The sequence below is a fragment of the Pseudomonas sp. BF-B-30 genome (genome assembly GCF_019956305.1).
Taxonomy (GTDB): domain Bacteria; phylum Pseudomonadota; class Gammaproteobacteria; order Pseudomonadales; family Pseudomonadaceae; genus Aquipseudomonas; species Aquipseudomonas jessenii.
On record NZ_JAHBDG010000046.1, the window covers coordinates 26,323 to 35,142 of the forward strand.

The 8,820-nt window shown below is 61.4% G+C and carries 11 protein-coding genes; 4 read left to right on the forward strand and 7 right to left on the reverse strand.

Translation table 11 applies throughout. From position 1 onward, the window contains the following. Positions 1 to 17: 17 nt before the first annotated feature. The gene (locus tag KGB29_RS22215) at positions 18 to 338 is read left to right on the forward strand and encodes a DUF2388 domain-containing protein (RefSeq protein ID WP_150815279.1); all 321 of its coding nucleotides are present in this window, start codon (positions 18 to 20) and stop codon (positions 336 to 338) included. Here KGB29_RS22215 and KGB29_RS22220 read toward each other — a convergent pair. Beyond that, complete coding sequence (locus KGB29_RS22220; RefSeq protein ID WP_150815278.1) at positions 332 to 1,324, reverse strand: pyridoxal-phosphate dependent enzyme; 993 nt, start codon at positions 1,322 to 1,324, stop codon at positions 332 to 334. The two genes, KGB29_RS22215 and KGB29_RS22220, sit on opposite strands and share 7 nt — an antisense overlap. A gap of 159 nt (positions 1,325 to 1,483) precedes the next feature. Here KGB29_RS22220 and KGB29_RS22225 point away from each other — a divergent pair, with 159 nt between their 5' ends. Continuing rightward, positions 1,484 to 2,143: a methyltransferase family protein gene (locus KGB29_RS22225; RefSeq protein ID WP_218544095.1), complete on the forward strand. Its 660-nt coding sequence runs from the start codon at positions 1,484 to 1,486 to the stop codon at positions 2,141 to 2,143. 122 nt (positions 2,144 to 2,265) lie between these two features. On the opposite strand, the gene KGB29_RS22230 is transcribed toward KGB29_RS22225, so the two are convergent. From KGB29_RS22230 to KGB29_RS22250, 5 genes are all read right to left on the reverse strand, one after another. Next, on the reverse strand, positions 2,266 to 2,928 hold the full coding sequence (locus KGB29_RS22230) for an HAD-IA family hydrolase (RefSeq protein ID WP_150815276.1): 663 nt from the start codon (positions 2,926 to 2,928) through the stop codon (positions 2,266 to 2,268). Between the two features lie 60 nt (positions 2,929 to 2,988). After that, entirely contained in the window at positions 2,989 to 3,396 is a 408-nt protein-coding gene (locus KGB29_RS22235; RefSeq protein WP_150815275.1) for a response regulator, read from the reverse strand. A gap of 290 nt (positions 3,397 to 3,686) precedes the next feature. Beyond that, positions 3,687 to 3,956 (reverse strand): pentapeptide MXKDX repeat protein, encoded by a 270-nt coding sequence (locus KGB29_RS22240; RefSeq protein WP_150815274.1) that lies wholly within the window; start codon positions 3,954 to 3,956, stop codon positions 3,687 to 3,689. 53 nt (positions 3,957 to 4,009) lie between these two features. After that, positions 4,010 to 4,795, reverse strand: a complete 786-nt coding sequence (locus tag KGB29_RS22245; protein ID WP_150815273.1) for a molybdopterin-dependent oxidoreductase — start codon at positions 4,793 to 4,795, stop codon at positions 4,010 to 4,012. Continuing rightward, complete coding sequence (locus KGB29_RS22250; RefSeq protein WP_150815272.1) at positions 4,792 to 5,409, reverse strand: cytochrome b/b6 domain-containing protein; 618 nt, start codon at positions 5,407 to 5,409, stop codon at positions 4,792 to 4,794. The genes KGB29_RS22245 and KGB29_RS22250 overlap by 4 nt, the downstream gene beginning before the upstream one ends. A 281-nt stretch (positions 5,410 to 5,690) precedes the next feature. Here KGB29_RS22250 and KGB29_RS22255 point away from each other — a divergent pair, with 281 nt between their 5' ends. Continuing rightward, the gene (locus tag KGB29_RS22255; RefSeq protein ID WP_150815270.1) at positions 5,691 to 6,626 is read left to right on the forward strand and encodes a class I SAM-dependent methyltransferase; all 936 of its coding nucleotides are present in this window, start codon (positions 5,691 to 5,693) and stop codon (positions 6,624 to 6,626) included. Positions 6,627 to 6,736: 110 nt separating this feature from the next. On the opposite strand, the gene KGB29_RS22260 is transcribed toward KGB29_RS22255, so the two are convergent. Further along, on the reverse strand, positions 6,737 to 7,510 hold the full coding sequence (locus tag KGB29_RS22260) for a helix-turn-helix transcriptional regulator (protein ID WP_150815269.1): 774 nt from the start codon (positions 7,508 to 7,510) through the stop codon (positions 6,737 to 6,739). A 110-nt stretch (positions 7,511 to 7,620) separates the two neighbouring features. On the opposite strand from KGB29_RS22260, the gene KGB29_RS22265 reads away from it, so the two are divergent. Further along, complete coding sequence (locus KGB29_RS22265) at positions 7,621 to 8,724, forward strand: extracellular solute-binding protein (RefSeq protein ID WP_150815268.1); 1,104 nt, start codon at positions 7,621 to 7,623, stop codon at positions 8,722 to 8,724. Positions 8,725 to 8,820 lie beyond the last annotated feature (96 nt).

Sequence of the window (8,820 nt, forward strand, 5' to 3'; positions counted from 1 at the left end):
TGTCGGAGGACACCGTCATGCGCCGCATATTTATCATTTCTTCCCTGGTACTTTGTTTACCCTTCGGCTCGGCTCTGGCCGATGTGGATGCGGGTGACGTCGCCACTTCCGCCGGGGTTTCCGCCTCGCTGTACTCGACGTTCAAAGACGACAAACTCATGATTCCCGCCCGGGATGACGCTTCCAGCTTCGTCGCCAGCGGCGGTGCGATTCGTGGTGCTTACCTGGAGGCGCTGTTGAAAAAGGTCCGCCAGGACAATCCCGCCCTCAACAATGCAAGCGACGAAGACCTGGCCCGCGCCATTCTCGTCCAGGAAGGCGTTGCCACCGATCACTGAAGATCGTCATCGCCAGCGGTGGGGCTTGTGACACCGGGATAGCGTTTCCAGCCCTGCCTGGCGTGCGTGCCAGTGGACAAACGTGCCCACCCGGCCACGATTTGCGCGTTGATACTCACCCCGCCGCACACCACGATCACCACGTCATTGGCGTCGGCAATCGCCGGGTGATCCAGGTAGGCAATCGCCAATGAAACCCCGCACGCAGGTTCGACCAGCTGACGCAAATCATTGGCGTAACGCACCACGCCCATGATCGCCTCATCATCACTGAGCACCACGCACTCATGGGGGAATTCGCCGATGTGCTTGACCGGCCAGGCGGCCACTTGTGCGGCGCCCAGGGACGTGGCGACAGTGTCGATTTTCGGCAGTCTGACCGGGTGCCCGGCCGCCACCGCCGCGGCGAATGATGCCGCGCCTTCGGTTTCGCAGGCAACGATGCGGCAATCGGTGTGCCGATGACGTATCAGGCCGGTGAGCAGCCCCGCCAGCAAGCCACCGCCGCCCACCGATGTCACCAGCACATCCACTGGCGGGCAGTCTTCGAGGATTTCATCGACCATGGTGCTGTGCCCTTCCCACAACACCGGGTGGTCGAAGGCCGGCACGAATTCACTGCGCGGGTCCTGGGCGAGTTCCCGCGCCCGTTGATTGGCTTCGTCCCAGACCTTGCCGTGCACGATCACCTCGGCGCCGGTATTGCTGATCCGAGCCCGGGTGCTTTGCGGGGTAGTGTGCGGCACCACGATGCATGCCTTGAGCCCCAGGCATGCAGCGGCCATGGCCGTGGCCAGTCCCGCGTTACCGCCGGAGGGACAGACCACCTTGCGCTTGCCCTGCTGCGCCGCCCGGCTGCACAGCAAGCCAATGCCGCGTATTTTGAACGAGCCGCCAGGTTGCAGGTTTTCCAGTTTCAGCCAGATACGGCGGGTCGGAGTCGATAGGCCAGGGTGCAGGATCAAAGGCGTTCGGATGTGAAGCATATCGGTTCCTGTTACACGCCACCGGCTCGCGGAACAGGTCAACGAGCCAGCGGTGAACGGTTCTCTCATGCAAGTTTAGTTCACCCGGTCCGGGGTGACCGTCTCAGCGGTCTGGCGCAGGCTCCTACACTTAGAGGTAAGCTAATTCGTGGAGGCACCATGAAGATCTCGGCAAAATTGGCGTTTTTCGCCGTCATCAGCACCCTCGCCTACCTCGCCTTGGCGATCCGGGGAATCGGTGGATTCGCGGCTTATTTCAGCCACGGTTCACTGGTTGTCGTTGCCCTGGCCACCCTGATCATGGCTGTCGCGTCGCTGTTCACCGAGGTCAACCTGAGTTCGGGGGAACGCGAAGACCGGGCCAACCGCTGGGTCATTCCGGCCTTCGGGGTGATCGGGCTGCTGAGCGGCTATCTGCCGGCCTATACCGACCGCATCGATTTCTGGACCTTTGGTGGTGAAGGCGTGCGCTGGCTTGGGGCGCTGTTGTTCATCGTCGGCGGCGCGCTGCGGTTGTGGCCGGTGTTTGTGCTGGGCAAGCGCTTCAGTGGGCTGGTGGCCATTCAGCCGGGGCATCGACTGGTCACCGAGGGAATCTACCGCAACCTGCGCAACCCCAGTTATCTGGGGATGATGGTCATTGGCATCGGTTGGGCACTGGCCTTTCGCTCTGGTGTCGGGCTGATATTGGTGGCGCTGATGCTGATCCCGCTGATTGCGCGCATTCACTCGGAAGAGGCCTTGCTGAGGGCGCAGTTCGGCAGCGAATACGAGGCCTATTGCGCCCGGTCCTGGCGGTTGATCCCCGGGCTTTACTGACCGGAACACTGATCCCCTGTGGGAGCGGGCTTGCTCGCGAAGGCATAGTGTCAGTCGCTATCAATGTTGACTGATACGCCGCTTTCGCGAGCAAGTCGGATCGCCGCACCGCCGCTCCCACATTAGGCCGTGTGCAGGCGCAATCCATCGGCACCCACCTTAACCAGAACCGATTCATAACTTGCCAACGTCGCATGCAACGTCTCGATCGGCTGCTCATGGGTCGCCGTGACAATCATCAAATCCGCCCCCGCCGCCTCGGCGGCCAGAATCCCCACCGTGGCGTCCTCAAAAACCAGGCACTGCTCAGGCTCGACACCCAAGCGCCGGGCCGCGAGTTTGTACCCAGTCGGATCGGGTTTGCCGACCGTGACGTCCTCGGCCGTAATCATGACGTCAGGCTCCGGTATCCCCGCCGCCGCCATGCGCCGCAACGCCAGTTCCCGCGGGGCGGAAGTGACGATGGCCCATTGGCTGGCTGGCAAGGACCGCAAGAATTTTGCCGCGCCAGCCACTTCCAATACCCCGTCGACGTCGACGACCTCCGCTTCGGTAATCCACGCGGCTTCGGCCTCGGCATCCACCCCGGGCAAGTCCAGGCGCCTGATGGTGTCGATGGCGCGGGCACCGTGAATGGTCGGCAGGAAGCTGTCGACATCGACACCATGACGTACCGCCCAGGTGGTCCAGACCCGCTCGGCGGCGGCAATGGACGTCAGGACGGTGCCGTCCATATCGAACAGAAAGGCACGGTAAGTCGAGTTGAATACAGAGTGATCGAACAAGGAAAAGAACCTCGCAGGTGCCGGACGGATTTGCCCGGCAATGTAGCATCTGCGCGCAGATCAGTTGAGTCGTTTGGACTTGAAGGTCTGGCCCACGCAATCGAGCAGCCCGCCAATCATCCAGGGTTTCTTGATGAACGAGACCGCGTGCCGCACACCTGCGCTTTCAGGGGTTTCGAAACCGGACATGATCATGATCGGCTTGTCCGGCCAGCGATCGCCGAACTGGTTGGCCAGGTCCGCGCCGTTGAGCGTGCCGGGCATGGTGATGTCTGTCAGCAGCATGCCCACCTGTGGCGCATGCTGCTCCAGATATATCGCTGCCGCGTCCGCGCTGATTTGCGGCTCGACGACAAAACCTTCCTCCTGAAGAATTTCACAGAGAAACTCCAGGATCAGCGGGTCGTCCTCAACCACCAGAATCAACCCGCCAGGAAGATCCCCACCCGCCGTCGGTACTCGACTCATGACCGTGCCGCTCCCTGATTGCCTCGATGATTTCGCGGGTTCTGATCCGCCACCTAAAAGGTATGAGCAGCGGAATCGGTGGAAATTCATTTTTGATACAGCCAGATGACCGGCGCCAAGCGTCCGGATCAATCATCGATGTCCCTTTTGGGGATTCAGGTAGTTCGGGGCGACAAAAACCTGTGGGAGCGGGCTTGCTCGCGAAGGCATAGTGTCAGTCGCTATCAATGTTGACTGATACGCCGCTTTCGCGAGCAAGCCCGCTCCCACAGGGTCTGCGGTGCTTGGAATTACTGCGACATTTCGCTTTTTTTCATCGCATCCTTGGACATGGCGTCTTTTTTCATGCCTTCCTTGCTCATGGAGTCTTTGGACATGCCGTCTTTGGACATGGCGTCCCTGGACATCGAATCGGTCTTCTTCATCGCATCCTTGGACATGGCGTCTTTGGACATCGAGTCCTTGCTCATGCTGCCGTTATCGACAGCAGTAGCGGCAACCACAGAGGCAGCGCCAACGGCCAGGCACATGGACAGAACAACAGTGGTCAACTTTTTCATGATGGATCTCCTTGGAGCACGGGTTTGCGGACGGTGAATGTTTCGCACGTTCATCAGCTGCCACCGAACCAGTTGTAGCCCTGGTCTTCCCAGTAGCCGCCGCTGTAGGTGTTGCTGACGAAAATCGCCTGAATGTGTTTGGGGTTCTTGTAGCCAAGCTTGGTGGGCATGCGCAGCTTCATCGGGAAGCCATATTCGCGCGGCAGCACCGCGCCGTCCCAGGTCAGCGCCAACAGGGTTTGCGCATGCAGCGCGGTGGCCATGTCGATGCTGGTGTAGTAGTCGTCGGCGCATTTGAAACCGACGTATTTGGCATCGGTGTCGGCGCCGATGCGCTTGAGGAAATCGCTGAAGCGTACGCCGCCCCAACGCCCGATCGCGCTCCAGCCTTCGACGCAAATGTGCCGGGTGATCTGCTCGGTCTGGGCCATGGCCCTTAGCTCTTCGAGGCGCCAGCTGCGCTTGTCGGCGACCAGGCCGGTGACTTCCAGGCGATAGCCCTCCTCCTCCACCGTCGGCGCTTCGTCGATGTCGTAGAAGGCATTGAAGGGAAACGGCCGGGTGATCATCGATTCGGGATAGGTCGGCGCCATCGCGTTGGGGTTGAACAGCCAGCCTTGCACCCGGTCGTTGAAGCGCGACATGGACGACAGCGCAGTCTCAACACTGTCGTTGTCAGTGATGTTGCAGCCGGACAGCATCGCCACGCCGCCAAGGGTCAGGCCGCGCAACAGGAACGAGCGGCGCGAGCGGTCCTCGATCTGTGGCGCGAGGATCTTGCGGGCATCGGTGAGGATCGAACCCTCGTCCAGCCCGGCTACCTGAATGCGCTTTTTCATACCTGCTCCTTGCGGCCGACGATCATGGCCCACAGCGTTTTTGGAACCAGTGCGACCATCACCAGATGCACCACCACGAAGGCCACCAGCAATGCCATGGCGAAGAAGTGCACGCGGCGTGCGCCCTCGTAGCCGAACAGCAACTCGCGCAGCAGCGGAAACTGCACCGACTTCCACAACACCAGCCCGGAGAGCACCAGCAGGAGGATGTCGACCATCACGAACAGGTATGCAAAACGCTGCACCTGGTTGTAATGATTGAGGTCGGCGTGCCCGAGTTTTCCCCGCAAGGCGGCCCACAGGTCGTGCAACACGCCTTTGGGCGACACCGGGAAGAAACGCCGCTTCAGGCGCCCGCTGAACAGGTTGAAGGCCAGGTAAATCAGACCGTTGATCGCCAGGAACCACATCGCCGCGAAGTGCCATTGCAGCGCGCCTGCCAGCCAGCCGCCGAGGGTGATCGAATTGGGAAAGCTGAAATCGTAGAGCGGCGAGGCGTTATAGATGCGCCAACCGCTGGTGACCATCACCAGCACCGCCAGGGCGTTGAGCCAATGGGTCAGCCGCAGCCAGCGTGGATGGCTGGCCTTGGGTGAAGCAGTTGTCTGCGACATGTCCGGCTCCCGTTTGTTGTTGTTCGTTGGAGCCGAGTATGGAAGCCGGAAGATCGCCAAATCCTCACGCAAAGTTAAATTAAACGTGATAACTCGCTCCTGACGAGCACCGGAAAACCTGTGGGAGCGAGCTTGCTCGCGATGGCGTCGTATCCGGCGATACAACTGCTGAATGACCCACCTCTATCGCGAGCAAGCTCGCTCCTACAGGGTTCTGTGGTGGTCCGTCGGTTGTGCAATTATGGTTAAATGCCGCCCCCGCAAATTGCCGACCCAGACCAATGAACGCAGACGCCCTCTCCACCCTTCACGACCACTTGCTGACGGCACTGGCAACACCCCCCGCCGAAACCCGCCGCCTGTTCCACGGCCGTGGCCGCTGCTGGCCGGGGCTGGAGCAAGTGACCGTGGACTGGTTGCAGGGCGTCGTGCTGGTGGCGCTGTTCAAGGAGCCGGAAGCTGAGCAACTGGAAGGCTTGAAGCAGTTGCTGATGGCGATCACCGAGTCAACGCAATGGGCCCAGTCCGGCGCCCACACCCTGTTGCTGCAACATCGCTACCTGCTGCAAAGCACCACCGAGTGGCTGCTGGGGGACGTCATCGAGGAAATGACCATCACCGAGGGTGGCCTGAAGTACCGGGTGGACCTGGGCCGCAAACAGAACACCGGGCTGTTCCTCGACATGCGCTACGGTCGCGACTGGGTGCGGGCCAATGCCGAGGGAAAACGGGTGTTGAACCTGTTCGCCTACACCTGCGGATTTTCGGTGGCGGCCATCGAAGGCGGCGCGAGCCACGTGGTCAACCTCGACATGTCGAGCCCGGCCTTGAACCGTGGCCGTGACAACCACCGGCTCAACGGCCACGACATGAGCAAGGTCAGTTTCCTCGGCCACGACCTGTTCAAGTCCTGGGGCAAGGTGATCGGCAAAGGCCCGTACGACCTGGTGATCATCGACCCCCCATCGTTCCAGAAAGGCAGCTTCCTGCTGACCAAGGACTACCAGCGAGTGTTGCGCCGATTGCCGGAATTGCTCAGCCCCCAGGGTACCGTGCTGGCATGCATGAACGACCCGGCCTTCGGAGCTGATTTCCTGATCGATGGCGTGACACACGAGGCGCCAAGCCTGCGGTTCGAGCAACGGCTGGAGAATCCGCCGGAGTTTCCGGATACCGATCTCGAGTGTGGGTTGAAGGCGTTGGTGTTTCGGCAGTAACACCGAGTCATGCCCTTCGCGAGCAGGCTCGCTCCCACAATGGAATGCAGTTCACTGTGGGAGCGAGCCTGCTCGCGAAGGCAGCGGCCTGGTCAACCGGACAATCCGGATTAACGCGGCCGCAACACCAGTGCAAACAACTCGCCATGTCCGTTCACGTTGAGCTTGTGATAGAGGTTGCGTCGATGCACTTTCACCGTCTCAGGTGAGATGCCCATTTGCTGGGCGATGGCCTTGCTGGAGAACCCCTGGAGAATCAGGCGCGCGGTTTCGATTTCCCGCAGGGTCAGGCGTGCGTCGAAGCGATCGAGCAAGGTCGCCAGATCGCCGGCCGGTGGTTCGGCGACAGGCCCTTCCGGTGGCAGCAAATCCAGGTGTCGGCGCATCGCCGCCAGCACCCAGTCACGCACGCACAGCAGACGGCCCTGCTCCTCGAGGCTGAAGCGTGTCGAACGCCCCAGGGACAGGCCGAGCACGGCGCCATCGACGTTGACCATGAACTGCAATTCGTCCCCACCGACCACGGTGCTGAAGTAACTCAGGTAGTACTCACTGTGCTGGAACTGGTCGGGGGCCACCGAATCAAGGCTGTGCAAGCCGTCGGCGATGCCGGCGCAAGCGGCTTGATAGAACGGATCAAGCAGGTACATGCCGGCCCGGTAGTCCGCCAGCTCTTCCTGCTCAGCACTGTTGCCCTTGGCATCGAAGTCAATCAGCAGGCGCGGCACATGCCCCGGGCGCATCAGCGCCACCAGCGCGTTATCCAGCGGCACCAGCAAGCGCAGGGTATCGACCAGTGCACGCCAGAAACTGTCCTGCCCCACCGCCGTAAAGACCCGCGCCAGCCCCTGATGCACCGGCAACTCTTTCAACAACGCGTCCACGCACTACCCCTTTTGAGTAACCCATGATGGGAATGGGTGAAGGCCACCCCGGTCGATACGCTGCAAACTCCTGATTACCACCGGCCGCAACAGGCCAGGAGTGCCGCATCATGAGTCGTCACCGCTTGTATTTCAATCTGGGGTTGGGTGCCTGTCTGGCGGTTTCGCTGTCGGCTTTTGCGGTCGAAGCCCCGACCGTGCACGTGTACAACTGGTACGACTACATTGGTCCCACCACCCTGCAGGACTTCAAGCGTGACACCGGGATTGCACCGGTCTACGACACCTTCGACAGCGCCGAAGTGCTCGAAGGCAAGTTGCTCACCAGCCGCAGCGGCTACGACGTGGTGGTGGCCAGCAACTTCAGTTTGCCCACGCTGATCAAGGCCGGCGCCCTCGCCCCCCTGCCCCGTGCGCAGATGCCGGACTTCAAGAACATGGACACCGAACTGCTGGCGAAACTGGCCAACAACGATCCGGGCAACCAGTACGCCGTACCCTACCTGTGGGGCACCAACGGTATCGGCTACAACATCGATAAAGTGCGCGCGCTGCTGGGTGACAAGGCGCCGGTGGATTCCTGGGACCTGGTGTTCAAGGAAGAGAACCTGGCGAAACTCGGCGAATGCGGCGTGGCCATGCTCGACTCGCCGTCGGAGATGCTGCCGGTTGCCCTGCACTACCTCGGCCTGCCGCCCAACAGCACCAACCCCGAGGACTACAAGAAGGCCGAAGCGCTGCTGCTGAAACTGCGTCCGCACATCGCCTACTTCAACTCGTCGAAGTTCATCAGCGACCTGTCCAACGGCAACATCTGCGTGGCGGTGGGCTGGTCCGGCGCGATGCTTGAAGCCAAATCCACCGCCGAGCAGGCCGGCAACGGCGTGAAGATCGCCTACAGCTTGCCGAAGGAAGGCGCGCCGGTGTGGTTCGATACGCTGGTGCTGCTCAAGGACGCTCCGCACCCGGAACAAGGCTTGGCCTTCATCGACTACCTGATGCGCGCCGAAGTCATCGCCCCGGTCAGTGACCACCTCAACTACCCCAACGGCAACCGCAGCGCCACCACGCTGGTGGCCGAAGCGACCCGCAGCAACCCGGCCGTCTATCCGCCCGCCGAAGCCATGGCCACCTTGTTCACCCTCCAGCCACTGCCACCCGCTACCGAGCGCGTGCGCACGCGGATCTGGAGCAAGGTCAAAAACGGTCAATAAACACACCGCATGTCCCTGTGGGAGCGGGCTTGCTCGCGAAAGCGGTGTGCCAGCCAACATTATTGGCGACTGATACGACGCTTTCGCGAGCAAGCC

Bases quoted from the DNA above. Each gene is read 5' to 3' on its own strand.
- KGB29_RS22255 (WP_150815270.1), top strand. From the start codon at position 5,691: ATGAACGCAGACGCCCTCTCCACCCTTCACGACCACTTGCTGACGGCA.
- KGB29_RS22225 (WP_218544095.1), top strand. From the start codon at position 1,484: ATGAAGATCTCGGCAAAATTGGCGTTTTTCGCCGTCATCAGCACCCTC.
- KGB29_RS22245 (WP_150815273.1), bottom strand. From the start codon at position 4,795: ATGAAAAAGCGCATTCAGGTAGCCGGGCTGGACGAGGGTTCGATCCTC.
- KGB29_RS22215 (WP_150815279.1), top strand. From the start codon at position 18: ATGCGCCGCATATTTATCATTTCTTCCCTGGTACTTTGTTTACCCTTC.
- KGB29_RS22240 (WP_150815274.1), bottom strand. From the start codon at position 3,956: ATGAAAAAGTTGACCACTGTTGTTCTGTCCATGTGCCTGGCCGTTGGC.
- KGB29_RS22235 (WP_150815275.1), bottom strand. From the start codon at position 3,396: ATGAGTCGAGTACCGACGGCGGGTGGGGATCTTCCTGGCGGGTTGATT.
- KGB29_RS22220 (WP_150815278.1), bottom strand. From the start codon at position 1,324: ATGCTTCACATCCGAACGCCTTTGATCCTGCACCCTGGCCTATCGACT.
- KGB29_RS22250 (WP_150815272.1), bottom strand. From the start codon at position 5,409: ATGTCGCAGACAACTGCTTCACCCAAGGCCAGCCATCCACGCTGGCTG.
- KGB29_RS22265 (WP_150815268.1), top strand. From the start codon at position 7,621: ATGAGTCGTCACCGCTTGTATTTCAATCTGGGGTTGGGTGCCTGTCTG.